Genomic DNA, 24,884 nt, shown 5'->3' on the forward strand with positions numbered 1-24,884 from the left:
GAGGACGTGTAGAAGTCGGTCATGGCTATCTCGGTGACCTGGCCCCAGGTGCTCGCCTGGCGGCTGAAGCGGCAGTTCGTCGATCCGGCGGACGGACCCGACGCGGTGTCCGTCGTGCGCAGGCTCACCGGGGTGCAGGCGCAGGTGGCCTCCTCGGCCGAGCTGGCGGTGGCCGTGCGCAGCGCGCGGCCCGATCGCGGTGAGATCGACCGCGCCCTGTGGCGAGATCGCACCCTGGTCAAGACCTGGACGGCGCGCGGCACCCTCCACCTCGTCCCCGGCGACGAGCTCGCCTCCTACGCCGCGGTCCTCGGCTCGTTCCGCAACTGGGACAAAGGCTCCTGGCAGCGCGGTCACGGCGTCACCGCCGCCGAGGTCGCCGCCATCCTCGACGCCGTCCCCAAGGCGCTCGCGGGGCGCGTCCTCACCCGCGAGGAGCTGGTCGACGGCGTGATCGAGGTCACCGGCGACGCACATCTGAGGGAGGCCCTCACCTCCGGCTGGGGCGCCCTGCTCAAGCCGCTGAGCTTCCTCGGCGAGCTCTGCCACGGTCCGCCGCGCGGCGGCCGGGTGACCTTCGCCCGCCCTCGCGACCAGGTGCCCGGCTGGCCCGACGTGCTCCCCTCCGCGGAGGAGGCCGGGGTGCGCCTGCTCCGTTCCTTCCTCGGTGCCCACGGCCCCGGCGCCCCCGAGACGTTCGACGGCTGGCTCTACCGGGGAGCCGCCCGCAAGGCGACGCTGCGCGGCTGGTTCCGCGACCTCACGCCCGAGCTGGCCGAGATCGAGGTGGAGGGCCGGCCGATGGTCGTGCTCGCCGAGCACCTCGGCGACCTGGCCACGACCCGGCCCGCGACCGGGGTTCACCTCCTGCCCGGCTTCGACCAGTACATCTTGGGAGCGCCCCGCGACCTGGAGCCCCTCCTGCCCGCCGAGGCGAAGTCGAAGGTGAGCCGGGCCGCCGGCTGGATCTCCCCGGTCGTCGTCCACCAGGGCCGGGTGGCCGGGGTCTGGGAGGCGAAGGACGGGAAGATCACCGTCGACCTCCTGGAGGAGGTCCCCGCCGCCGCCCTCGCCGCCGAGATCGAACGGGTCTCCGCTCTCCTTCGCTGACCACGGGGAGGTGGACGAACGCCTCCCGGTGAGGTCGGGCTCATCGTCTGACCGCCCCGGAGTAGAGCCCTACAGGGGTTTCGCGAACTCCCAGCCCTGCTCCAGCAGGGCGTCCACCGCCCGTACGGTCCGCGCCAGCCGGACCTCGGGCGGGCCGGTGACGACCAGGTGGGGCAGCCTGTCCGCGATCAGCCTCTCGCGCAGGCGGGCGTCCATCCGGTGCCGGATCGCCTCCCCGTCGCGCCAGCCGTCCTGCTCGAAGGGCACATCCCGCACCGAGGTGTGGATCCACAGGTCGTGCCGGGCACGGCGATGCACGGCGGTGACCTCCTCGGAGGGCTCGCCGAGATAGCGCTCGTGCCACAGGGAGGTGGTGAAGGCGTCGGTGTCGCACACCAGCAGCGGCGATCCCGTCCTGGCTGCGGCGTCCTCCCACGCGAGCTGGCGCTCGGCGATCACGCCGAACTCCGCCGACTCCCACCCCAGGTCGTCCAGCCACGGCTCGGGCAGCCCGCCGAGCTTGGCGTGCCGCCGGGCCAGGGCGAGCTTCTCCTCGCAGTACGTCCTGCCGTACTCGGGCACCCAGCGCGTCGCCGCCCACGGTCCGCCGCGAGCCGCGTAGTGGGCGGCCAGCGATCTGGCCAGCGTGGTCGTGCCGCTGGACTCCGCGCCGACGACCACCACGCGTCGGGCCAGATGGCCGCGTACGGCGGGGGAGAGACGGTCCCAGCACGACACCGGGTCGTCTCTCACCATCCTCCCGCTGACCGGGAACCGTTGCCGGTCCGGGTCGACGCCGACATGGGCGGCGCCGAACCGGCGGGCCAGCTCGGGTCCGTACGCCTCGGAGGAGAACACGGCGTCGATCTCCGGGACGTGGCCGTACGCCTGGGAGAGACCGTGCCGGAACACCTCGACGTGCGCCGACCAGATCTCCGGGTCGTCGTAGTCGATCTCGACGTCGTCGACCACGGGGGCGATCGTCACGTGGGCCTGCGGGTGCGCCTCGCGCAGCCAGGCGGCGCGCAGTGCCGGCGGGATGCTCTCCACGGTCGACGCGGCGATCACGACGCTCACCCGGGCGCATCGCGAGGCGGCGGTGTCGATCAGGTGGTGGTGTCCCGCGTGCGGCGGATAGAACTTGCCGATCACCAGCCCGTGGGCGAAGGTCCCGTCGCTCATCGGCGCGCCCTCCCGCCCGGGACGCCCGTCCTCGGCGCACCCGGGACGGAGCGGGACGCGAGCTCCGCGCGCCAGGCCCGCAGACCGGCGACGCACAGCGCCAGGAAGACCACGTACAGGACGGCTGTCAGATGGAGGCCCTTGTAGGCGTAGAGAGGTATGTAGACCACGTCGGCCGCGATCCACAGCCACCACGACTCGACCAGCTTCCGGCTCTGCCCGTAGGTCGCCGCCAGGGACAGGGCGGTCGTCAGGGCGTCCCAGACCGGTACGGTCGAGTCGGTCCAGGTGGCGAGGGCGAAGGAGAGGCCGGCGGTGGCCGCGACCCCGAAACCCGCCAGCGCGGCCCACTCGGCGCGTCCCGTGCGACGGATCACCAGCGGGGTCCGCCCCACCCCGCCGTACAGCCATTGCCACCACCCGTACAGACCCAGTGCGATGTAGACGATCTGCAGCGCCGCGTCCGCGTAGAGCCCGACGGTCAGGAAGACCGCTCCGAGCAGGGTCACGTTGGCGATCCCGATCGGCCAGTTCCAGACGTTCCGGCGGACCACCAGCCAGACCGTGAGGACGCCGGTGGCGAATCCCAGAAGTTCCGCCCAGCTGGTCGGGGTCCCCGCGACGGTGAACGCCGGCCGCAGGAGGGGGGCCAGTATCTCGGCGAGCGACATGCGGTCTCCTCAATCGTCGCGATGACGATAATCGGTCGCCCCGGTCCGGTCACACGGGGGCACCCCGCACGAGGCCCGACCGCCTCCGCTCCGGTGACACGTACGCTCGCCGCGGCCTGTGACCGGCCGGACCGCCGTGGGCGGGTCAGTCGCGGCGGAATCGTACCCGGTCGCCGGGGCGGAGCTGGGCGGCCCGGGCGAGGCTCGCCGAGGTCAGGACGGCGATGACCGGGTAGCCGCCGGTCGGCGGGTGGTCGGCGAGGAACACGATCGGCTGGCCGCCGGGCGGCACCTGGACGGCCCCCGCCACCATGCCCTCACTCGGCAGTTCCCCGCTCCTGGCTCGTTCCAGGTGGGCGCCGCGCATTCGCACGCCCACCCGGTTGCTGTCCTGGCTGACCTCGTACGGCCCCGCGCACAGGGTGGCGAGGGCTCCGGGGACGAACCAGTCGTCGCGAGGACCGGGAAGAACCCGCAGGACGCCCCTCCCGAGCTCCGGCGAGGGCGCCGCGTCCACGGTGATCGGCGGCAGGTCTCCGGTCGGCCCCACGGGCAGTATCGTCCCGGTGCGCAGCGGGGGAGGCCCCAGCCCGGACAGGGAGTCGGCGGACCGGCTTCCCATCGTGATGGGAACGTCGACGCCGCCCCGGACGGCGACGTAGGTGCGCAGACCGGCCCTGGGCGTCCCCAGGCGCAGTTCGCCCCCCGGGGGAACCCAGAAGGGCGCGCACATCGCCTGCGGCACCGTCACTCGCCGGATCCTCCCTTGCGGAGAGGCCTCGCCGGCGGAGATCCCGCTCGTGGGCGTCCCCGCGGGGGAGGATCGGCCCGTGGACGCAGGAGCTCCGCCCGGAGAGACCGGGCCCGTCCCGCCGGGCGCCGTCTCGTACGGTCGCACGAGGTCCAGTGGGCAGGCGGCGCCGGCGACGGCGGTCCAGGCCCCGGTGGTGAAGCGAAGCCGGGCCCCGCCGAAGGTCAGCTCGATCCCGGCGGCGTTCTGCGGGTTGCCGACCAGGCGGTTGGCCAGTCGCAGGCTCGGCTCGTCCGCCGCACCCGAGCGGGGCACCCCGAGGTGGGCGTACCCCGGACGGCCGAGGTCCTGCACGGTGGCGTAAGGGCCGGGCGCGATCACCTCGATCATGACTCGCCGACCGCGAGGAAGCGCACCCGCGTCCCCGGCGTGAGCAGGGCGGGCGGGTCGGCGGCCACGTCCCACACCGCGGTCGCCGAGCGGCCGAGCAGCCGCCAGCCACCGGGTGAGGCCGAGGGATAGACCGCCGAGTAGGGGCCGGCGACGGCCACCGCCCCGGCGGGCACCGAGGTCCGCGGGGTGTCCAGCCGGGGGACGTGCAGAGCCGGGTCCAGCCCCGTGAGGTAGGCGAAACCGGGGGCGAAGCCCAGCCAGCCCACCACCAGCTCCCGCCCGGTGTGCCGCTCGACCACCTCCTGCGGGGAGAGGCCGCTCAGCGCGGCGACCTCGTGGAGGTCGGCGCCGTCGTACACGACGGGGAGGGTCACCTCCTGCGTGCCCGCGGCCACCGCGGCGTCCGCGGCGGCCACCGCGGCGAGCAGGCGGAGGAGCTCGTCCCGCAGGCGAGCGGGATCGGCCCCCGGTGCGGTGACGAGGACCGTGACGGGGCCGGGCACGATCTCGACCACCCCTCGGGGCCGGTCGGCCCGCAGCAGCGCGTCCAGCCGGTGGGAGATCTCCAGCGAGCCGGTCTCCACCAGCAGCGCGTGCTCCCCGGCCCGCCGGACGCTCACGCGAAGGACCTCAGCGTCACTCCCGCCTCCACCAGGCCGTCGCGCACGGCACGGGCCATCAGCACGGCGCCGGGGGTGTCGCCGTGCACGCAGATCGAGCGCGCCTCGACGGGCACCCGCGAACCGTCCACCGCCTCGACCACCCACTCGGTCGCCATCCGCACGGCCCGGTCCGCGACCGTGCCCGGGTCGTGCAGCACCGCGCCGGGGGAGCGGCGGGAGACCAGCGCTCCCGTGCCGGTGTACGCGCGGTCGGCGAAGGCCTCGACGACGGTGGTGACCCCCTCCCCGGCGGCGATCTCGTGAACCACGGAGCCGGGCAGGGTGAGCAGGGGCAGATCCCGGTCGTAGTCGGCGACCGCCGCCACGACGGCCCCGGCCTGCTCGGGATCGCGGCAGATCCGGTTGTACAGCGCGCCGTGCGGTTTGACGTAGGAGACCCGGCCGCCCATCGCCCTCGCGATGCCGTCCACCGCTCCCAGCTGGTAGAGCACCTCGGCGCAGAGCTCCTCGGGATCGACGTCCATCTCGCGGCGGCCGAACCCGGCCAGGTCCCGGTAGGAGACCTGGGCACCGATCGTCACTCCGCGGTCGACCGCCGCCGCGCACGTGCGCCGGATGTTCAACGGGTCGCCCGCGTGAAACCCGCAGGCGATGTTGGCGCTGGTCACGACGTCGAGGAGGGCCTCGTCGTCGCCCAGCCTCCAGATCCCGAAGCTCTCACCCAGATCGGCGTTGAGATCGATCACCATGGCTCACCTACACCGGAGGTTCGTCGGGAATGTCCGCGATGTCATCGAGGGCGATGGCCAGTTCCTCGGGGTCGTCCCCGATGCGCTCGGCGATCTCGATCAGCACGTGCAGCACGTCGTGCCGGTCGTGACCCAGGTCGAGCAGCCGCTGCGCCGCCTCCCACAGCTGCGGAGGATCGCCCTCCCAGAGCCTGGCGGCGATCTCCTCGTGCCAGGCGAGGTGCTCGTCGTAGTCGCGCCGGTCGAGCTCTCCCGCGTGGTCGATGCCCAGCAGGATCCGCCGGTCGGTGTCGTCGGCGGGGTTGAGCAGGCTGAGCTTGATCTCACCGTGCGTACCCTGCAGGAAGGGGAACGCGAACACCCGCCTGGCCAGCGCCGACAGGTCGCCGTCCGGCAGCAGCCGGTCGAGCAGGTCGCGGTCGAGCCCGAAGGTCGTCGGGTCGCGGTAGGACTCCGCGAACTTGCCCGTCGCCTCCCAGATCGCGTCGAGCGTGGCCCGCAGCCCCTCGTCGGGCAGTCCGGTCCTGCCGGCGGCGAACCGCGCCCACGCGCCCAGCACGTGCGGCACCGCCTCCTGCTCGGTGGTGCTGAGCATCACCTTGCGCGGCAGCCAGTCGAGGAGGAACGTCTCGCACTTGGTCGGGCTCACCCGGAGCGGGCGGCCGAAATCCTGGTCGCAGCCGTAGTCGATGATGTGGTCGGCGCACCGGGAGGCCGCCGAGGGGTCGGACAGGTGCTCGGCCGCGTCCGAGGAGAGGAACTCGGCCGCCAGCATCGCCCGGCGGTCGCGGCTGTAGGGGGCCTCGCTGTGCAGCGGGGCCGGCCGCTTCCTGCCTGGCGGCAGAGCCTTGATCCGGGACCTGGCGAAGGCGTGGTAGGCGCTGTAGCTGTCGCTGACCGGTACGGTCGTCCTGCGCTGGCCGTACTCGGCGGTGGCCTTCATGGCCGATTCGAGCAGCGCCCTGGCCTGCTGAGGTTCGATCTCCCCGAACCTGAGCATCGGGTTGCCCTCGGCTTCGGCCCTGGCCTGCTCCAGCAGCTTGTCGACGTGCGAGGAGACCCAGGCGTCACGGGCGATGCCGCGCATGTTGTAGTCGACGATCACCACCAGCGCGTGCCGCTCCTCGACGCTGTCGGCGCCTCGGTAGCCGAAGGTGCACACCACGGTGTCCTGGTCGCCGTACGCGTCGCGGGAGACGAAGCAGCCGGTCGTCTTGACCACGCCCAGCCGGTCGGCCCAGCGCGGCCTGGCCACGTCGCGCTCCATGAGCGCCAGCGCGGCGCCCTCGGCCTTGGCGGCCTGGCGGGCCGTGCCGAGGTAGGCGAGCGCGATCAGCAGGGTGAGCGCGGCGGGCGAGCCCGCCTTGGCCGCGTAGTCGACCAGGCCCTCGCCGAGAACCTGCTCGGCGTCCCCTCGGCGCAGCCGGCGCCCCCACCAGGCTCCGATCATGTCGGAGACCATGAGCTCGGCGTCCAGCGGGCTGCGTACGGCCAGTAGCTCGCGAGCGGCGAGCAACATCTCGGCGAAGACCGCCTCGGGGGACTGGCTCTCCCTGAGGTCTCGACGATGTCGCCGGCTCAAGCAGCCTCCCCCGTCGGGCGATTCAGCCCATCACGGGCGCCGCCGCGTCGATCGGCCCGCTCGCTTCCCTCGCTCACGTCCCAACCTTCTCGCATTCCCGGGCCAAACGGTGCGTAGAAGACGGCCGGGTGCTCCCGATGTTACCGGGGACCGCGGGATGGCGGCGCGGAGTTGACAAGGGCGAGCAGATGCTCGCGGGCGACGCGCTCGACGATCTCGGCCGTCGGCTCGATGCCGAGATGCTCGGCGCAGGCGCGGACCTCGGCCACGCACCTGTCGACGGTGTCGAGGGAGATCGTCGGGAACTCGGCGGCCAGGTGAGAGGAGACCGGCTCGTGGAGGGCCGCCTCGGGCACAGAGGACGCCGGGGACGCCGGGGACGCAGCGAGGGTCGTCACGGAAGGCCCGCCGAGGCGGGTGGCAAGAACGGGCATGGAAGTCGCATTCCTCCGGAGTTTCCCGGGGGCATCCCCCGGATGTGTCGGCGAGGACGTGCGTTTTCATTTCACAACTTATCTCGGGACTGTCAACCCTTGGCGCCGTGATATGGAAAGCTGAACCCGTGTCTTGACTGAATCCTGCAACAGTCGAGTAAGCGAGTGTTACCGAACAGGGAGCCGAATTGACGGCGAGTCAGTAGCCTGATCTCGCCTGCAAGCCCTACGGAGATGAGGTGGGCAGTTGCCGGGACGGTCCGGCCCGATCCTGCTATGGTCCTGGCCGCAAACGTTCGGAGACGCGGTGCCGCCCGGTCGGCGCCCGTGTGGAAGCCCCCTCGCATCGGCGCGAGGGTTCCGGTCGTCGGAGCGGCGGCGTTCCCAGGGTGCGCTGACCGCATCCTGGGCGGGGCTTCCGTCCACACCTGCCCATCGCCGATGATGTACTCCAGGATCCGGTCCCCCGGAGCCGCGCTACGCCAATTCGCAAGTTTGGAGATGTGCCTCGTGGGAGACCCTGGCACGCGACGGAGGTGCCGACCATGAGCGCCGAAACCTCCGTGCCCCGTCCCCGGGAGTCGGGTGTGGACATCTCAGACTCCGGCCTGCTGCAGGGCCTGCTGTCGCAGTCGCCGTTCGCCTTCGCGTTCTTCGACCCCGACGGCCGTTTCGAGCGTGTCGACGAGGTCTTCGCCGACGTGGTCGGCCTGCCCGCCGAGCGCCTGGTCGGCCGCCTCCCCGGTGATCTGCTCTCCGCCGACCTGACCGCCCTGATCCAGGGCTCGGTCCGCGGCATCGTGGCGGGGGCCGAGGTCGAGGGCGACCAGCGGATCCGGGTGCGCACCGCCGACGGCGCGACCCACCACTGGTCGCTGACCTTCTCCCCGATCCACGACGACAAGGGCACGCTCCAGGCGATCTGCCTGGTCGGCGTCGACATCACCGACAGCAGACAGGTCGAGGAGAAGCTCAGGCGCAGCGAGGAGCGCTATCGCTCGCTGGTCGAGGCCCAGGTCCCAGCTCGTGTGGATCACCGCGCCCACCGGCGTCGTGGAGGAGGACGCGCCGCAGTGGCGGGCCATCACCGGTCAGAGGATCGATGAATACCTCGCCCACGGCTGGCTGGAGGCCGTCCACCCCGACGACCGCCCGCACACCGAGGAGGCGTGGCGTGAGGCGTTGCGCGGCCGGACCATGTTCGAGTGGAGTTACCGGGTCCGCACCCGGGCCAGCGGCTACCGGCACTTCGAGGTGCGCGCCGTCCCGATCATTCGGCACAACCGGGTCGTCGAGTGGGTGGGCGCCAACACCGACGTCACCCCGCAGCGCGAGGCCGAGGAGATGCGCGGCCGCCTGACCGACCAGCTCGGCGCCGCGGCTCTGCGGACCGCGCGCCTGCAGGGCGCCACGGCGATACTCGCCGAGGCGCTCACCGTCGAGCAGGTGGTCCAGGTGATCATCGACGTGGGTCGTACGGCCCTGGCGGCCGACCGCTCGGCCGTGGCGCTGCTCGATGTCGACCGGGCCGCGCTGAAGCTGGTCAACAGCGGAGGCATCCCCGACGTCCCCGGCGCGCCCGGCGAGGAGATCCCGCTTTCGCACTCCAGCGTGATGACCATGGCGGTCAACAGCCGGCGCCCGGTCTTCGCCGAGTCGCCGGAGAGCCTGAGGGCCCAGCTGGTCGACGCGGGTGGCGACAGCGAGGAGATCACCGGGTTCATCGACCACAGCGACGAGCGGGCCTGGGTGGGCCTGCCGCTGCTGGCCGCAGGGCGGGCGCTCGGCGCGCTGAGGTTCTCCTTCACCCGCCCGCAGAAGATCTCCCAGGAGGACGGGGTGTTCCTGGAGGCGCTCGCGGGTCAGTGCGCCCTCGCCGTCGAGCGGGCCACCCTGTTCGAGCGCGAGCACCGCACGGCGGAGACGCTCCAGCGCAGCCTGCTGCCCGACCGTCTGCCGGTGGTCCGGGGCCTGGTCCTCGCCCAGCGGTTCCGCTCGGGAAGCCGCCACGTGCAGGTCGGCGGCGACTGGTACGACGCGTTCGTCCTCCAGGACGGCCGAGTCGCGGCGGTGGTCGGCGACGTCATGGGCAAGGGCGTCAAGGCCGCGGCGGGAATGGGGCGCATCCGCAACGCCATGCGGGCCCTGGCGCTGACCAACCCGCCGCCCGCCGCGGTGCTCACAGGGCTCGACAGGGTCTTCGAGGCCACCGAGGAGGAGGAGCAGGTCACGACTCTCGCCTACATGGTCGTCGAGCCGGGCACCGGGGAGGGCACGCTCGCGCTCGCCGGTCACCCGCCTCCGCTGCTGGTCTCCCCGCAGGGCGTGCCGCTGCTGTGCGACGGCGAGCCGGGCACCCCGCTGGGCTGGCCCACGAGCCGCCGGCAGTTCAGGTTCTGTGTCCCGCCGGGCCACACCGCTGTCCTGTATTCGGACGGTCTGGTGGAGAATCGCAAGCGTGGCCTCGATGCCGGACTTGCCGATCTTTGTTCTGTTGTGAACGAAGCGCCCGCCGAAGTGGTGGGAAGCCCGCACATGTTGCTAGATTTTCTTGTCGATCGCATGCTGTCCGGATATGAGCAGGATGACGACGTCACGGTGCTCGCGATCCACGTTCCCCTCGCCACGAAGAGTGACTGAATGAAACAGTCATAACGGTTGCTTTCGGGTATCGGTGCCTCGCTTCCGTACGCACTACTCTCTTGGTCGGCCTAGGGTGGAGGGCAACCGCCAGGAGGCGGCCGTATGGATCACGGTGTCATGCCACAATGCTGGACAGGTGCGTCGCGGTTAGCGCGGCCTCGCTAATCACAACTAGAGGCATAACTGCCCCTGGTTGGGCATCTGGGTCCATTCTCGTCACGCTTTCCTTCGAGAGGTGTTCGTGTCGCCTGCAAGTTCGACTCGCTCGAAGCCATCCGAGCTGAACGAGCCCGTCATTCAGCAGCTGATGGAGCGGGGGCGCTCGCAGGGGTTCCTCGAGTCCGAGGATGTCCGCAAGGCCGTCGAGGAAGCGGACATTCCGATGGCGCAGGTCGCTGGAATCCTGCGAAGCCTTAGCAAAGAGGGCATCACAGTACGGCTGACCGCCGAGGACTCCGCGGCTCCCAAGAAGCCCCGCACTCCCGCCAAACGCCGCACCGCCCCGGCCACGCCCGCCGCCGTCAAGAAGACCAAGACCGCGGCGGCGGCCAAGGAGCAGCCGGAGACCGTCACCGCGGTCGTCAGCGGCTCCGAGCCCGCCGCGGCCGCGGCCAAGAAGCCGGCGGCCCCGGTGAAGGCGGCTTCGGCCAAGACGGCTCCGGCCAAGAAGGTCGCCCCGGCCGCCAAGAAGCCGGTTCCCGCCCCGCCGCCGAAGAAGGCCGGTCCCGCAGCCGCGGTCCCGGCTCCAGCGTCCGCGCCGAAGCCGGTCACCGGTGACGACGACGAGGTCATCGACCTCGAGGACGTCGAGATCGAGGACTTCGACCTGGAGGCCGTGGCCGAGGTCGAGGTCGAGGTCGAAGTCGAGGTGGAAGCCGAGGCCGAGACCGAGGAGGAGCCCAAGGTCGAGGTCGTCGAGGTGAACGAGGACGAGGTCCTCATCCTCACCGACGACGACGATGACGCCCCGGTGCCTCAGGTCGCCGCCGCCGGTGCCACCGCCGACCCGGTCAAGGACTACCTCAAGCAGATCGGTAAGGTCCCCCTGCTCAACGCCGAGCAGGAGGTCGAGCTCGCCAAGCGCATCGAGGCCGGTCTGTTCGCCGAGGAGCAGCTCGGCAGCGACGGCGAGAAGCTCCCGGTCGACGTCCGCGCCGAGCTGGAGTGGATCGCCGAGGACGGCCGCCGGGCCAAGAACCACCTGCTGGAGGCGAACCTCCGCCTCGTGGTCTCGCTGGCCAAGCGCTACACGGGACGCGGAATGCTCTTCCTGGACCTGATCCAGGAGGGCAACCTGGGCCTGATCCGCGCGGTCGAGAAGTTCGACTACACCAAGGGCTACAAGTTCTCCACCTACGCCACGTGGTGGATCCGGCAGGCGATCACCCGAGCCATGGCCGACCAGGCGCGGACCATCCGCATCCCGGTCCACATGGTCGAAGTGATCAACAAGCTGGCCCGTGTCCAGCGGCAGATGCTCCAGGACCTCGGGCGCGAGCCCACCCCGGAGGAACTGGCCCGCGAGCTCGACATGACCCCCGAGAAGGTCGTCGAGGTCCAGAAGTACGGTCGCGAGCCGATCTCCCTGCACACCCCGCTGGGTGAGGAGGGAGACAGCGAGTTCGGTGACCTCATCGAGGACTCCGAGGCCATCGTTCCTGCGGACGCGGTCAGTTTCACGCTTCTGCAGGAGCAGCTCCACTCCGTTCTGGACACGCTGTCCGAGCGCGAGGCGGGCGTGGTCTCGATGCGCTTCGGCCTGACCGACGGTCAGCCGAAGACGCTGGACGAGATCGGCAAGGTCTACGGGGTGACGCGCGAGCGCATCCGGCAGATCGAGTCCAAGACGATGTCCAAGCTCCGCCACCCGTCCCGGTCCCAGGTCCTGCGCGACTACCTCGACTGAGACTTCCTGACAGGGGGGCCGCGCCATATGGTGCGGCCCCTCCTGTCGTTAACGAGGGCGTAACAGATCGGTAGCACGTCATGTGAAGCAGCCTCCTAGGCTGCCGCCTCATGGGTGTGGCCGAAGTCGACAGAGTTCGCGCACGAGGACTGCGGTTGATCGTCGATCGTCCGTGGGCGGACGCGATGCTCGATGAGGCGGTCGTCGCGGTGCGCCGGAAGATCTTCGAAGCCGGTACGGTCGCGATCGGCGCGGCCCGCGGCGATCCGGAGGGCCGTGCGCTGAGGATCGAGGCGCTGGCCAAGGCGGCCGTCGGTCACAGCCGTGCCATAGAGGCGTTGGCGGCCCGTGACCGGGCCAACCCCGACCTCTGGCTCTGGCTCGGGCGCACCCGCATCGAGGAAGCCTGGACGATCAAGCCGGATGTCAAGGCGCGGGCCGTGCAGGCGCAGCGCACACAGGCGTTCCAGGGAGCGATGGAGTCGGCCAGGATGCCGCTTTTCGCCGCGGTCTCGCTCGCGCCGTCCGATCCGGTGCCCTGGGAATCGATCATTTGGCTCTATCTCGGTCTCGACCGGCCGCGTCAGGAGAAGGACGCGGTCTGGTACGAGGCCGTTCGGCGTTATCCGACGCTGTTCCCGGCCCACGTGGCCCGGCTCATGACGTTGTCCCCCGCCTGGGGCGGCAGTGCCCAGGAGATGCTGGAGTTCGCCAGGCAGGCCGTCTCGCGGGCACCCGACGGGGATCCGATGGCGTCCCTGGTGCCGCTGGCCCACTTCGAGCAGGTGGCCGCGGGGCGGTCGCCGATGTCGCGCGGCGGCTGGTTCTCCGACGGGGCGCTGCGGGAGGTCGTCTCGCATTCGGGGCGCTGGCTGGGAAATGACAGCCATCCCCGATCGATCGAGGCGCACAACCTGTTCGGGGCCGCCTTCTATCTGGCAGACCTTCGGCGGCCCGCGCGCGGGCACCTGATGCGGACGAAAGGCAGGGGGAGCACACTGCCCTGGTCCTATCTCGGAGATCCCGCCCAGCAGTTTCAGCGGGCCTGCGGGCGGCTGCACCTCGTCGCGGCGTGAACCCGGGGCCCCTCCCGCGCGGGGCTCCCGCCCGTCCACCGGCTCGATCACCGGCTGGTCGTCCCGGTGCCCTCCCGCGCGGGGTGCCCGCCCGCCACGTCCTCGTCACGGCCCGGGGAAAGGAGCCCGCGGCGCGTCATGTCACGATGTCGAGTGTCCACGAACGGTTCCCCGTGGGCGGGGCGTGGAGGACGACGGAGTGGCCGAGGTGATCCAGAACCTTGACGAGCTCCTCGGGGCTCTCCGGATCGGCTCCGCTTTCCAGCAGGGAGCGGGCGATCATGCCGCGGGTGGCCTTGGCCATGTGGCTGACCACCTTCCCGTCCCTGAGCACCCGTACCGCCACCGCCCGGCCGCCTGGCCGCCACGCGGCCGCGTACGTGCTGGAGCGCAGGTCCACGACGAGGCCGGGTTCGGTGTCGAGCAGGGGGGTGACCGACCGGCGCCAGAAGGCGCCCAGGCCGCCGAGCGGCGGCAGCCGCACCCCCATCGACAGCCGGTAGGGCGGCACGCGGTCGCCGACCCGCAGCAGGCCCCAGAGGCCGGAGAAGATCAGCAGGCTCTCCGAGGCCCGCGCCGCCGCCTGAGGGGAGAGCGAGGCCAGGCCGAGGTTGTCGTAGAGCACGCCGGTGTACAGGTCGGCCGCGGCCAGTGCCGGCGCGGTCCGCAGAAGCAGGTTTCCGCCGACCTCACCGGCCTGTCCCGGCGACAGGCCGAGCACATCCCGCGCGGCCGGTCCCCGGCACAGCGCGATGAGCGCTTCCAGGACGAGTTCCCTGGGCGGGCCGAGGGCGGGAAAACTCAACCGGGACAGGTCGAGGGCGGGGCCGTCGCCCCGCGCGGCCTTTCCCTCGGATGGAGGCAGCAGAATCAGCACAGTCGCCGAGCGTAGTGGGGCGATCGGGGAGTTAGGATCCTTCAGCATGATCGATGAGGCCTTCGACCGGCTGGTCGACCAGGCATGGCCGGCGCTCCAACGGGTGGAGGCCGGGTGCTGGACGCTGCGCGCCGCGAACGGGGTGACCAAGCGGGCCAACTCCGTGCTGCCGCTGGGCGAGCCCGGGGACCTGGAGGCGGCCATCGAGGGGGCCGAGAAGTTCTATGCCGACCGAGGGCTGCCCTGCGTCTTCTCCGTGGGAGGCGGGGCCACGCCGGGTCTGGACGCGTCGCTGGAGGCGCGCGGCTACGGGGTGGTGGATCCCACACTGGTCATGACGGCGCGCCTCGGGCCCGGGGGAGGGTCCGAAGAGGGGGTCGAGCTCGCTGAGATGCCCTCACAGGCGTGGTTGGACGCCTGGTGGAGCGTGGACGGGAGGTTCGGTGGCGACGGTCTGCCGACGGCCGCGCGAATCCTCACCGGCGTGCCCGCGGTATACGCCTCGCTCGGCGGAGATGCCGTCGGGCGGGGTGTGGTCCAGGGGGAGTGGTTCGGGATCTACTCCATGGCTGTGATGCCGCACGCGCGGCGCAGGGGCCATGGACGGAGGGTGTTGCGTGCCCTGCTCTCGCATGCGCGGGCGCAGGGCACACAGCGGGCATATTTAGTCGTCGTGGAGTCGAACACCGCTGCCAGGACGCTCTACGAGCGGCAGGGCTTCACGGTGGCGGCCCGATATCACTATCGGGTCCGATGATGGCTCCATTCGTCTGGTTATCGTTCGTCGTTGCCTGCCGTTGCCGGGGTGTCGCTGAGACGAGCGGACTCGTCCTGGATGATGGCGCCCTTGTCTCTCAGCACGGCCACGTGCTGCCGCCCGTGATGGGCGCAGAACAGCAGCTCCCCGCCCACGGGCAGGGTCGCGCGGATGTAAGCCTGGGCGCCGCACCGGTCACAGCGGTCAGCAGCTGTGAGCTGCTTGGCGGGGGCGAGGGTTCCAGTCACGTATCGCCTTTCAGGTCATCCCCTGAGGTGGAGGATCTGGCGTCAGTCACTTGAGAGAACATCTAACCCGATACGAACGTTCCCAACCGACCCCCTGCTACGCCCAGAGCGGAAAGTGTCCGAAAGTAACGATGATCACACCGGATGTAACGTACGAACCCACCGGATGGCAAGCTTGTACCCGTCGCGGTGGGAAGAACGGTAAGCTGCGCACACGTGTTCGACAGAGTGGGAGTGGGCGTGACCGCAGTTAGCGCGGAGACGGGCTATACGGCCCGCCACCTGTCGGTGCTGGAGGGTCTCGAAGCCGTCCGCAAGCGTCCAGGCATGTATATCGGGTCGACCGACAGTCGCGGTCTCATGCACTGCCTCTGGGAGATCGTGGACAACGGGGTCGACGAGGCCCTGGCCGGTTACTGCGATCGCATCGAGGTCGAGCTTCACCCCGACGGCTCCATCGAGGTCCGCGACAACGGCCGGGGCATCCCGGTCGACATCGAGCCCAAGAGCGGCCTGGCGGGCGTGGAGCTCGTCTACACCAAGCTCCACGCGGGCGGGAAGTTCGGCGGCGGCTCCTACGGCGCCTCGGGCGGTCTGCACGGCGTCGGTGCCTCCGTCGTCAACGCCCTGTCCTCGCGGCTGGACGTGGAGGTCGACCGCGAGGGCCGGATCCACGAGATCAGCTTCCGCAGGGGCGTCCCTGGCGTCTTCGACGGCGACGGCCCCAAGGCCAAGTTCAAGAAGAAGTCCGGGCTGCGCGACGGCGGCAGCGTGGCGAAGAAGGTCACCGGCACCCGCGTGCGCTTCTGGGTCGACCACCAGATCTTCCTCCCCGAGGCCGAGGTCTCCCTCGACGAGATCCACGTCCGCCTCCGCCAGACCGCGTTCCTGGTCCCCGGCCTGACCCTGGCCGTGCGCGACAGCCGCGGAGAGGAGGTCGCCGAGGAGGAGTTCCACTTCGACGGCGGCATCTCGGAGTTCACCGAGTTCCTCGCCCGCGACGAGGCCGTCTGCGACGTGCTGCGCCTGCAGGGCGCCGGTCACTTCCGCGAGACCGTCCCGGTCCTCGACGACCTGGGGCACATGACCCCGACCGAGGTCCAGCGGGAGCTCACCGTCGACGTGGCGGTGCGCTGGGGCAAGGGCTACGACAGCACCGTCCGTTCCTTCGTCAACGTGATCGCCACCCCCAAGGGCGGCACCCACGTCAACGGCTTCGAGCGCGCTCTCGTCCGCACCCTGAACGAGCAGCTGCGCGAGACCCGCCTGCTCAAGAACGGCGACGCCCCCGTGACCCGCGAGGACATCATGGAGGGGCTCACCGCCGTGGTGACCGTCCGGGTGCCCGAGCCGCAGTTCGAGGGGCAGACCAAGGAGGTCCTGGGCACCTCGGCGGCCTCCAGGATCGTCGCCCACGTCGTCTCACGAGAGCTCAAGGAACTGCTCGCCAACCCGCCGCGCAACGCCAAGGCGCAGCTCCGCGCGGTCCTGGAGAAGATCGTCGCGGCGGCCAAGGCCCGCATCGCCGCTCGGGAGCACCGCGACAACCAGCGCCGCAAGACCGCCCTGGAGAACTCGGCGCTCCCCGCCAAGCTGGTCGACTGCCGCAGTGACGAGGTCGACCGCAGCGAGCTGTTCATCGTCGAGGGCGACTCGGCGCTGGGCACCGCCCGCGCGGCCAGAAACTCGGAGTTCCAGGCGCTGCTGCCGATCCGGGGCAAGATCTTGAACGTGCAGAAGGCGTCCGTCGCCGACATGCTCAAGAACGCCGAGTGCGCAGCGATCATCCAGGTCATCGGCGCGGGTTCCGGCCGATCCTTCGACATCGAGGCCGCCCGCTACGGCAAGGTCATCCTGATGGCCGACGCCGACGTCGACGGGGCGCACATCCGCTGCCTCCTGCTGACGCTGTTCCACCGCTACATGAAGCCGATGGTCGAGGCCGGGCGCGTCTTCGCCGCCGTGCCGCCGTTGCATCGCATCGAGGTCATCAACCCCACGCGCGGTCACGGCAAGTACGTCTACTGCTACTCCGACGCCGAGTTGCACCGGGTGCTGCGCGACCTGGAGCGCCGGGGCAAGCGCTGGAAGGACCCGGTCCAGCGCTACAAGGGCCTGGGTGAGATGGACGCCGACCAGCTGGCCGAGACGACGATGGAGCCCCGCCACCGCACCCTGCGCCGGGTCCGCATCGAGGACATCGAGGAGGCCGAGCGCATCTTCGCCCTCCTGATGGGCAGCGACGTGGCACCGCGCCGGGAGTTCATCGTGAGCAGCGCGGCCGAGATCGACCGCGACCACATCGACGCGTGATCATCGCCGAGGGGTGATTTTCAGGGGGAATGTCCGGGCGGGGGCCCGGATCCACACCGGTCGGGTGATCGGTCCCCCGTCGGCAGGACGCGCCGGCGGTAGGCCGATCGTGCCCCGGGTCTTCGAGAGGCCGCGGACGGGGCGGAATCGCGAAACCGGCATCAGGCCCCGGCCGGTTCCCGTGCCGGGGCCTGATGCCGACGCGTCGATCCGGGCCGGCGACGGCTTCCCGCGCCGGGGCCGGATCAGGAGGGCCTGACCCCGGCCCTCAGATGTCGACCGGCATCAACTTGCCGGTGCGCACGTCGTAGACGGCTCCGCCGACCGGCATCCCCACGGGCAGGAACGGACTCGTCCTGATCCGTACGAGATCATGGCGGAGCGCCGCGTCCTGGTCGGGGACGGTGTGGAAGTCCAGGCTGCGGGTGTCGACGCCGCGCCGGGCGGCGATCGCGTGCACCTCGTCGTCGGTGACCTTGGTCATGCCGCAGTCGGTGTGCGGCATGACCAGCACCCGCTCCACCCCCAGCAGGTTGACCGCCAGGACGAGCGTGCGCAGGACGTCGTCGGTCACCCTCGCCCCGGCGTTGCGGAGGATCTTGGCGTCCCCCGGCTTCAGGCCGAAGAGCCCCAGCGGATCGATCCGCGAGTCCATGCAGGTGACCACGGCGAGACCGCGGGCGGCCCTACCGGTCAGCTCGGTGTCGGTAAAGGCGGCGGAGAACTCCTCGTTGGCGGTCAGCAGGTCGTCAAAAGCACTCACGTACGCACCCCTCGGTCGGCGCAGTCAACGGACTAATGATGCTTCATGCCCGTTTCCTGAGCGTTGCCGGGGCCGCACCGGGTGAGGACTTCACCAAGATCCCACCACTGTCGCTCACACTCGGTCATGATGTCGTCACCCGAAGTCCGGATGTGTGGGGAGGGCGAATGAGCAGGATCGAATCCCTGGCCGACTATCTTCGTGACCAGGGCAGGCGAAAGCTGGACCGGGTCGAGGCGAGGGACGGGGGGCGCAACGCGCGCTCGGCGTTGTCCCTGCTCGACGCGGCGGTTTACGCCCGATCACTGAAGGACGACGACCCGTTCGTGGCCGTCCTGGTGGAGGCGGGGTGTTTCGGCCCGGAGGGGACCGGTGAGTTCGAGCCGACGGATCGGGTGGCCAAGGTCGTCCGCTTCTGGGAGTCCGGTGAACCCTGGCAGTTGCTGATGGCGATCCGGTTCGCGCTCCAGGGAGCGCTCATCTGAGGTGCCGGGTTTCGGTCCGCCTGTGGAGGAAAGACGGAACGGGCCCGAGGGGCGGGACGCCGGGCCGGCGTCCCGCCCCTCGGGCCAGGTCGGCACGAAACGCACTTGAAGCCTCCGATGAGACCGCCATAAGGTCTTCACCGGTGTCAAGATCGGGAGGAATCATGGGAATCGCGCGGCTGAGGTCGATCGTTCTCGACTGTCCAGATCCCAGGCGGCTGGCCGACTTCTACAGTGCCCTTCTGGGCTGGAAGGTCACCGGGGTCGAGGACGACTGGGTGGTGGTCACCGGGGACGGGCCGGGACGGCTCTGCTTCCAGCGGGTCCCCGACTATCGGCCACCGGAGTGGCCCACCGCAGAACGGCCCCAGCAGTTTCACATCGATGTGACGGTCGAGGACTTCGACGAGGCGGAAAAGGGGGTGCTGGCGCTCGGCGCGTCCAAACACCCCTACCAGCCGGGCGAGGACGAGGGTTTCCGGGTCTTTCTCGACCCCGCCGGGCACCCGTTCTGCCTGTGCGTCGACTGACCGTCCTGAGCGATCTCAGGGCCTCCGCGCCGATCGTGTCTCCTCCTGCGGAAGGACTCCGCGCCACTGCTCTCGCGTGACGCGGGGGGCTTTTCGCGGGGGAGACCTCGCCGGCCGCCTCGTGGGATCACGCGGAAACCCCGGAGCCCTCCGTCAGGCGGGGGCTCCGGGGCCTTTTCGCGGGCGGGGGTCACTCCTGCGGGGGAGTCGTCCCGGAGCCCTCCTCGCCGCCTGCGGAGCCGAGAGCGCCGCCCACGGCCGACACGGTGTGGGTGAGCCGTACGCCGGAGCCGTCACGGCGGCCCAGCTCCTCGGGGAGCGGCACGGGCTTGCCGACGGCCGAGACCGCGCGGGCCGGGCCGGGACCGGCCCAGGCGAGCAGCAGGATGTCTTCGCCCTTGAGGAAGCGCTGGACGCGGACCCCGCCGGTGCCTCTGCCCTTCGGCGGGTATTCGGCGAAGTCGGAGATCTTGGCGCCGCCGATCTGGGTGCCCGGAAGCGCCGTGGAGGAACCGGCGATCGTCACGACCTGTGACTCGCGGGCGGGATCGACCGCGCCGAACCAGATCACCACGGCGTCGCCGTCCAGCCGTACACCGGCCATGCCGCCCGCGGGGCGGCCCTGCGGGCGGACGACGGAGGCGGAGTAGCGCAACAGCTGGGCCTCGGAGGTGATGAAGACGAGATCGTGGTTCTCGCTCTCCAGCTCCACCGCGCCCACCACGGTGTCACCCTCCTTGAGGGTGATCACCTCGAAGTCGTCGCGATTGGCCGGGTAGTCGGGGACGACCCGCTTGACCACCCCCTGCGCCGTGCCCAGGGCCAGGCCGGGCCCCTCGGGATCGAGCGAGCCGATGCCGACGACCGTCTCGCCCGGATTGAAGGTGACGTACTCCGCGACCGGGTGGCCGCCCGACAGCGACGGCGGGTTGTTCGAACGGGGCAGTGTGGGCAGGTCGACCACCTGGACCCGGATCATCCGCCCCTGGTTGGTGACCACGCCCACCTCGCCTCTGACCGTGCTCCGCACGACGGAGACCAGCACGTCGTGGGCCGAGCGGTCGCCGTCACCGGCCAGCGGCGAGGCGTCGGACGTGCGGGCCAGCAGGCCGGTGGAGGAGAACAGCACCAGGCAGGGGTCGTCGGCCACCTCCAGGGGGACCGAGACGTTTCTCGCGATCCCCGAGGACTCCAGCAGCACCGTGCGGCGCGGGGTGCCGAAGGTCTTGGAGACCTGGGCGAGCTCGTCGGAGACGACCTTGCGGAGCCTGTCGTCGGAGGACAGGATCGCGGTCAGCTCGGCGATCTCGTCGCGCAGGGTCTGGCTCTCGCGGTCGAGCTCCAGCTTGTCGTAGCGGGTCAGGCGGCGCAGCGGGGTGTCGAGGATGTAGTTGGCCTGGATCTCCGACAGCTCGAAGATCTCCATCAGGCGCTCGCGGGCCTGGGCGGAGTTGTCGGAGGAGCGGATGACCTGGATGACCTCGTCGATGTTGAGCAGGGCGACGATGAGGCCCTCGACGAGGTGCAGGCGCTCCTCGCGCTTGCGCCGGCGGTGCAGCGAGCGCCGGCGGACCACGTCGATGCGGTGGTCGACGTAGACCTGGAGCAGCTCGCGCAGGCCCAGCGTGCGCGGCTCACCGTCGACGAGGGCGACGTTGTTGATGCCGAAGGTCTCCTCCATCGGCGTGAGCCGGTAGAGCTCCTCCAGCACGGCCTCGGGAATGAAGCCGTTCTTGATCTCGATGACCAGGCTGAGGCCCTTGTGCCGGTCGCTGAGGTCCTTGAGATCGGAGATGCCCTGGAGCTTCTTGGCGGTGACCAGCTCCCTGATCTTGGTGACCACCCGCTCGGGACCGACGTTGAAGGGCAACTCGGTGACGACGATGCCCTTGCGGCGGGGGCTGACCTGCTCGATGGCGCACTTGGCGCGCATCCGGAAGGTGCCCCTGCCCTTGGCGTACGCGTCGCGGATGCCGTCGAGACCGATGATCGTGCCGCCGGTGGGCAGGTCGGGGCCGGGGACGAACCGCATCAGGTCGTCGAGCGTCGCGTCCGGCTTCTTGATCAGGTGGCGGGCGGCGGCGACGACCTCCACGAGGTTGTGCGGAGCCATGTTGGTGGCCATGCCGACCGCGATGCCGGTGGCACCGTTGACCAGCAGGTTGGGGAAGGCCGACGGCATGACCGTGGGCTCGGTCTCCTGGCCGTCGTAGTTGGGCTTGAAATCGACCGTGTCCTCGTCGATCGACTGGACCACGGCCATCGCCGCCGAGGCGAGCCGTGCCTCGGTGTAGCGCATCGCGGCGGGCAGGTCGTCGGGGGAGCCGAAGTTGCCGTGCCCGTCGATGAGGGGCAGGCGCATCGAGAACGGCTGGGCCATGCGGACCAGCGCGTCGTAGATGGCGGTGTCGCCGTGCGGGTGCAGCTTGCCCATCACGTCGCCGACGACGCGCGAGGACTTGACGTGGCCCCGGTCGGGCCGCAGGCCCATCTCGCTCATCGAGTAGAGGATGCGGCGCTGGACCGGCTTGAGGCCGTCTCTGGCGTCCGGCAGCGCACGCTGGTAGATGACCGAGTATGCGTATTCGAGGAAGCTGGTGCGCATCTCGGTGGAAACGTCGATGTCGACGATCCGCTCCTCGAAGCCCTCGTCTGTCGGGGGTGTGGTCGTCCGTCGAGCCATCTGATTTCCTGCGCGCGCGCCCCGGCCGTCAGGCGGGGGGAGGCGCATCCTCCTTCTGTCTTCGTGGTCCAACCGTTGGCGCCGGCTCCCCGGGGAGCCTTGACCGGGATGTCCGGCGGGAGACCGGTGACGGGGGCGACCGGGTATCGTACCGGGACTCGATACGATACCCAGCCCATCCGACACTTCCGGGCCTTGCGGCCTGCCCGCGGGTGTCAGAGCCGTTCCGGCCGGTCCGCCCGTAGGTGCTGGGGCCGTCCCGGCGGGTTGCCGAGGGCGGCGGGAAGAACGCGGGTCCGAGGACCGGCTCCCGGCCAGGGACCGGGGGTCTCGCCCTCGTGTTCGTCGCCGGGCACGTTCACCCTGGTGTCGTAGACCCTGAAACCGCGCGCCCGATAGTTCGCGAGAGCCACCGGGCTGTCAAGTGAGCAGGTGTGCAGCCACACCCGCCGGGTCGGCTCCCGCTCCGGCTGCCGGTCGGCCAGGTCCCAGGCCCTGGCCGTGCCGACCTCCAGCAGGTGACCGCCGATGCCCTGGCCGATCGCCCACGCCAGGAGGCCGAAGGAGGTGATCTCGACCGCCGCGTCGTCCTGGGGGGCGAGTTCGACGAAGCCCGCGGGGGTGCCGCGATGGTAGGCCACCCAGGTCTCCACGCCCCCGGCTAGCCAGTCGGCCCACTCGTCCCAGGTCCACGGAAGCTTGTTGGTCCAGTGCCAGTCTCCGCCGACGGCCGTGGTGAGGAACCGGCTGAACTCGGGCGAGGGCAGCTCGGCGCGGACGATGTCGACCTCGACCGACGGAGGTTTGGCGGGCAGCAGGTCCGAGCGGGAGGTCTGTTCGAGATACCAGGTGGTGACGTCCATAGTGGATGCATCAAATCACGGCGCGGAGCCCGTCAGGTCCCCAGCTCCCGACCTCGCGCGACGGCACGCGTGTGTCGTACCGGGGGAAAACAGTCGGCGAGACCTGGTACGAATGACCGGGTGAGCGAAGAGCTGATGCTGCGGGAAGAGGCCGAGGAGCGGCTGCGGGCGCTCGCCGGGGAGCATGCCCGGCTGCGCGAGGACCAGTGGGCGGCGATCAAGGCGCTGGTGATGGACCGGCGCCGGGTGCTCGTGGTGCAGCGCACCGGCTGGGGCAAGTCGGCGGTCTACTTCATCGCCACCGCGCTCCTGCGCGAGCTGGGCGAGGGGCCGACCGTCATCGTCTCACCGTTGCTGGCCCTGATGCGCAACCAGATCGCCGCCGCCGAGCGCGCCGGAATCACCGCGGTCACGGTCAACTCCGCCAACCCCGAGGAGTGGGAGCAGGTCTACAACCAGGTCGCCGAGGGGGCGGTCGACGTGCTGCTCGTCAGTCCCGAGCGGCTCAACAACCCCGACTTCCGCGACCACGTGCTGCCCGAGCTGGCCGAGAGCGCGGGCCTGATCGTGGTCGACGAGGCCCACTGCATCTCCGACTGGGGTCACGACTTCCGTCCCGACTACCGGCGGTTGCGCACGCTGTTCGAGGAGCTCACCGAGGGCGTGCCGATCCTCGCGACCACCGCCACGGCCAACGCCAGGGTCACCCGCGACGTCGCGGAGCAGATGGGCGAGGAGACGCTCGTGCTGCGCGGCGCGCTGGAGCGCGACAGCCTCCACCTGGGGGTGGTGCGCCTGCGCGGCGCCGAGCAGCGTCTGGCCTGGCTCGCCCAGACGCTGCACGAGCTCCCGGGCTCCGGCATCGTCTACACGCTCACCGTGGCCGCGGCCCAGGAGATCGCCGCCTACCTGCGTGAGCAGGGCCATGAGGTGATCGCCTATTCGGGGCAGACCGAGCAGGCCGAGCGGCTCGCCGCCGAGCAGGCGTTGCTGGACAACAAGATCAAGGCGCTGGTCGCGACCTCCGCGCTCGGTATGGGCTACGACAAGCCCGACCTCGGCTTCGTCGTGCACGTCGGCGCACCGCAGTCCCCGGTGGCCTACTACCAGCAGGTCGGCCGTGCGGGCCGAGGGGTCGAGCGTGCCGAGGTGATCCTGCTGCCCGGCGCGGAGGACCGCGACATCTGGGCGTATTTCGCCTCGCTGGCCTTCCCTCCCGAGCCCGTGGTGCGCGCCGTGCTGGCCGCGCTCGAGGAGGGCGGCGTGATGTCCACGGCCGCCCTGGAGAACCGGGTGGACCTCAGCAGGAGCCGCCTGGAGACGATGCTGAAGGTCCTCGACGTCGACGGCGCGGTGCGCCGGGTCAAGGGCGGCTGGGAGTCCACCGGCGAGCCCTGGGCGTACGACGCCCCCCGCTACGCCAGGGTCGCCGCCGAGCGGGAGGCCGAGCAGCGGGCCATGCTCGACTACCTCGACACCACCGGCTGCCGTGAGGAGTTCCTGCGCCGCCGTCTCGACGACGACACCGCCTCAGCCTGCGGACGCTGCGACAACTGCACCGGCGGCCACCGCTCGCCAGAGGTGGACGAGCGGGCCGTACGGTCGGCCGCCGACCGGCTCCAGCGGCCCGGAGTGGACATCGAGGCCCGCAGGCAGTGGCCGACCGGGCTGGCCGACCTCAAGGGCAGGATCAAGCCGGAGCTGGGTGCCGAGCCGGGCAGGGTGCTGGGCAGGCTCACCGACATCGGCTGGGGCAACCGCCTGCGCGGTCTCCTCGCCGACGGCGCCCCCGACGGGCCGATCCCCGACGACGTCTTCGCCGCCGTGATCAAGGTGCTCTCGTCCTGGGAGTGGGCACAGCGACCGGTCGGCGTCGTCGCGGTGCCCTCGGGAAGCCGTCCCCAGCTCGTCCGCGGCCTGGCCGAGCGGCTCGCCCAGGTGGGGCGCCTGTCCTACCTGGGCGACCTCGGTTATCGGTCGGGCTCGCCCGGACGGCAGTTCAACAGCGCGCAGCGCGTCCAGGCGATCCGGGGCACCCTCGCCATGCCCGCCGCCCTGGGCGCGGCCGTCGCCGGGGCCGGAGGCCCGATCCTGCTCGTCGACGACCTGGTCGACACCGGATGGACGATGACGCTGGGAGCCGCGATGCTCCGTCACGCCGGAGCCCCCGCCGTGCTGCCCCTCGCCCTCGCGGTCACCAGCTAGGAGGAGTGAGTCCGGTCCGGTGGACTGCCGTGTCACGCTG

At 70.9% G+C, this 24,884-nt stretch carries 20 protein-coding genes and 1 pseudogene; 9 read left to right on the forward strand and 12 right to left on the reverse strand.

Annotated features, from left to right (window positions below; all coding sequences use genetic code 11):
* Window positions 1–21 precede the first annotated feature (21 nt).
* Window positions 22–1,110 (forward strand): winged helix DNA-binding domain-containing protein, encoded by a 1,089-nt coding sequence (locus ABT352_RS17905; RefSeq protein WP_350945943.1) that lies wholly within the window; start codon window positions 22–24, stop codon window positions 1,108–1,110.
* Between the two features lie 69 nt (window positions 1,111–1,179).
* Here ABT352_RS17905 and ABT352_RS17910 read toward each other — a convergent pair whose 3' ends face one another.
* The 7 genes from ABT352_RS17910 to ABT352_RS17940 all read right to left on the reverse strand — a co-directional run bounded on the left by ABT352_RS17910 (window position 1,180) and on the right by ABT352_RS17940 (window position 7,495).
* A complete protein-coding gene (locus ABT352_RS17910) occupies window positions 1,180–2,292 on the reverse strand; it encodes an AAA family ATPase (protein ID WP_350945944.1) in 1,113 nt (370 codons plus the stop codon).
* Complete coding sequence (pnuC, locus tag ABT352_RS17915) at window positions 2,289–2,963, reverse strand: nicotinamide riboside transporter PnuC (RefSeq protein WP_350945945.1); 675 nt, start codon at window positions 2,961–2,963, stop codon at window positions 2,289–2,291. Before pnuC ends, ABT352_RS17910 begins: the two co-directional genes overlap by 4 nt.
* Window positions 2,964–3,108: 145 nt before the next feature.
* Complete coding sequence (locus ABT352_RS17920; protein ID WP_350945946.1) at window positions 3,109–4,104, reverse strand: 5-oxoprolinase subunit C family protein; 996 nt, start codon at window positions 4,102–4,104, stop codon at window positions 3,109–3,111.
* Window positions 4,101–4,727, reverse strand: coding sequence for a 5-oxoprolinase subunit B family protein (locus ABT352_RS17925; RefSeq protein ID WP_350945947.1), 627 nt, complete (start codon window positions 4,725–4,727; stop codon window positions 4,101–4,103). Before ABT352_RS17925 ends, ABT352_RS17920 begins: the two co-directional genes overlap by 4 nt.
* Window positions 4,724–5,479, reverse strand: coding sequence for a LamB/YcsF family protein (locus ABT352_RS17930; protein WP_350945948.1), 756 nt, complete (start codon window positions 5,477–5,479; stop codon window positions 4,724–4,726). Before ABT352_RS17930 ends, ABT352_RS17925 begins: the two co-directional genes overlap by 4 nt.
* A gap of 7 nt (window positions 5,480–5,486) precedes the next feature.
* Window positions 5,487–6,998 (reverse strand): hypothetical protein, encoded by a 1,512-nt coding sequence (locus ABT352_RS17935; protein WP_350946110.1) that lies wholly within the window; start codon window positions 6,996–6,998, stop codon window positions 5,487–5,489.
* Window positions 6,999–7,201: 203 nt separating this feature from the next.
* Complete coding sequence (locus ABT352_RS17940) at window positions 7,202–7,495, reverse strand: hypothetical protein (protein WP_350945949.1); 294 nt, start codon at window positions 7,493–7,495, stop codon at window positions 7,202–7,204.
* 545 nt (window positions 7,496–8,040) lie between these two features.
* On the opposite strand from ABT352_RS17940, the pseudogene ABT352_RS17945 reads away from it, so the two are divergent.
* From ABT352_RS17945 to ABT352_RS17955, 3 genes and pseudogenes are all read left to right on the forward strand, one after another.
* Window positions 8,041–10,135: pseudogene (locus ABT352_RS17945) on the forward strand (SpoIIE family protein phosphatase).
* 310 nt (window positions 10,136–10,445) lie between these two features.
* Window positions 10,446–12,044 (forward strand): RNA polymerase sigma factor, encoded by a 1,599-nt coding sequence (locus tag ABT352_RS17950; RefSeq protein WP_389983862.1) that lies wholly within the window; start codon window positions 10,446–10,448, stop codon window positions 12,042–12,044.
* A 155-nt stretch (window positions 12,045–12,199) separates the two neighbouring features.
* Window positions 12,200–13,120, forward strand: coding sequence for a hypothetical protein (locus ABT352_RS17955; protein WP_350945951.1), 921 nt, complete (start codon window positions 12,200–12,202; stop codon window positions 13,118–13,120).
* A gap of 136 nt (window positions 13,121–13,256) precedes the next feature.
* Here the strand turns inward: ABT352_RS17955 and ABT352_RS17960 are convergent, their stop codons facing one another.
* Window positions 13,257–13,997, reverse strand: a complete 741-nt coding sequence (locus ABT352_RS17960; protein ID WP_350945952.1) for a YaaA family protein — start codon at window positions 13,995–13,997, stop codon at window positions 13,257–13,259.
* Window positions 13,998–14,043: 46 nt separating this feature from the next.
* On the opposite strand from ABT352_RS17960, the gene ABT352_RS17965 reads away from it, so the two are divergent.
* On the forward strand, window positions 14,044–14,754 hold the full coding sequence (locus tag ABT352_RS17965; RefSeq protein WP_350945953.1) for a GNAT family N-acetyltransferase: 711 nt from the start codon (window positions 14,044–14,046) through the stop codon (window positions 14,752–14,754).
* Between the two features lie 17 nt (window positions 14,755–14,771).
* Here the strand turns inward: ABT352_RS17965 and ABT352_RS17970 are convergent, their stop codons facing one another.
* Window positions 14,772–15,002 (reverse strand): DUF7455 domain-containing protein, encoded by a 231-nt coding sequence (locus tag ABT352_RS17970; protein WP_350945954.1) that lies wholly within the window; start codon window positions 15,000–15,002, stop codon window positions 14,772–14,774.
* A gap of 240 nt (window positions 15,003–15,242) precedes the next feature.
* On the opposite strand from ABT352_RS17970, the gene ABT352_RS17975 reads away from it, so the two are divergent.
* Window positions 15,243–17,315 (forward strand): DNA gyrase/topoisomerase IV subunit B, encoded by a 2,073-nt coding sequence (locus tag ABT352_RS17975; RefSeq protein ID WP_350945955.1) that lies wholly within the window; start codon window positions 15,243–15,245, stop codon window positions 17,313–17,315.
* A 268-nt stretch (window positions 17,316–17,583) separates the two neighbouring features.
* On the opposite strand, the gene ABT352_RS17980 is transcribed toward ABT352_RS17975, so the two are convergent.
* Entirely contained in the window at window positions 17,584–18,078 is a 495-nt protein-coding gene (locus ABT352_RS17980; protein ID WP_350945956.1) for a beta-class carbonic anhydrase, read from the reverse strand.
* Window positions 18,079–18,245: 167 nt separating this feature from the next.
* Here ABT352_RS17980 and ABT352_RS17985 point away from each other — a divergent pair, with 167 nt between their 5' ends.
* Together ABT352_RS17985 and ABT352_RS17990 are read left to right on the forward strand one after the other, a co-directional pair.
* Window positions 18,246–18,563: a hypothetical protein gene (locus ABT352_RS17985; protein WP_350945957.1), complete on the forward strand. Its 318-nt coding sequence runs from the start codon at window positions 18,246–18,248 to the stop codon at window positions 18,561–18,563.
* Between the two features lie 164 nt (window positions 18,564–18,727).
* Window positions 18,728–19,093, forward strand: a complete 366-nt coding sequence (locus tag ABT352_RS17990; RefSeq protein WP_350945958.1) for a VOC family protein — start codon at window positions 18,728–18,730, stop codon at window positions 19,091–19,093.
* Between the two features lie 190 nt (window positions 19,094–19,283).
* Here the strand turns inward: ABT352_RS17990 and ABT352_RS17995 are convergent, their stop codons facing one another.
* Both ABT352_RS17995 and ABT352_RS18000 read right to left on the reverse strand, forming a co-directional pair.
* On the reverse strand, window positions 19,284–21,776 hold the full coding sequence (locus ABT352_RS17995) for a DNA gyrase/topoisomerase IV subunit A (RefSeq protein WP_350945959.1): 2,493 nt from the start codon (window positions 21,774–21,776) through the stop codon (window positions 19,284–19,286).
* 215 nt (window positions 21,777–21,991) lie between these two features.
* The gene (locus ABT352_RS18000) at window positions 21,992–22,639 is read right to left on the reverse strand and encodes a GNAT family N-acetyltransferase (protein ID WP_350945960.1); all 648 of its coding nucleotides are present in this window, start codon (window positions 22,637–22,639) and stop codon (window positions 21,992–21,994) included.
* Window positions 22,640–22,774: 135 nt separating this feature from the next.
* On the opposite strand from ABT352_RS18000, the gene ABT352_RS18005 reads away from it, so the two are divergent.
* Window positions 22,775–24,844 carry a RecQ family ATP-dependent DNA helicase gene (locus tag ABT352_RS18005; RefSeq protein WP_350946111.1) on the forward strand — a complete coding sequence of 690 codons (2,070 nt, stop codon included), beginning with the start codon at window positions 22,775–22,777 and terminating at the stop codon, window positions 24,842–24,844.
* Window positions 24,845–24,884 lie beyond the last annotated feature (40 nt).

The organism is Streptosporangium sp. NPDC000563 (genome assembly GCF_040299985.1).
GTDB lineage: Bacteria > Actinomycetota > Actinomycetes > Streptosporangiales > Streptosporangiaceae > Streptosporangium.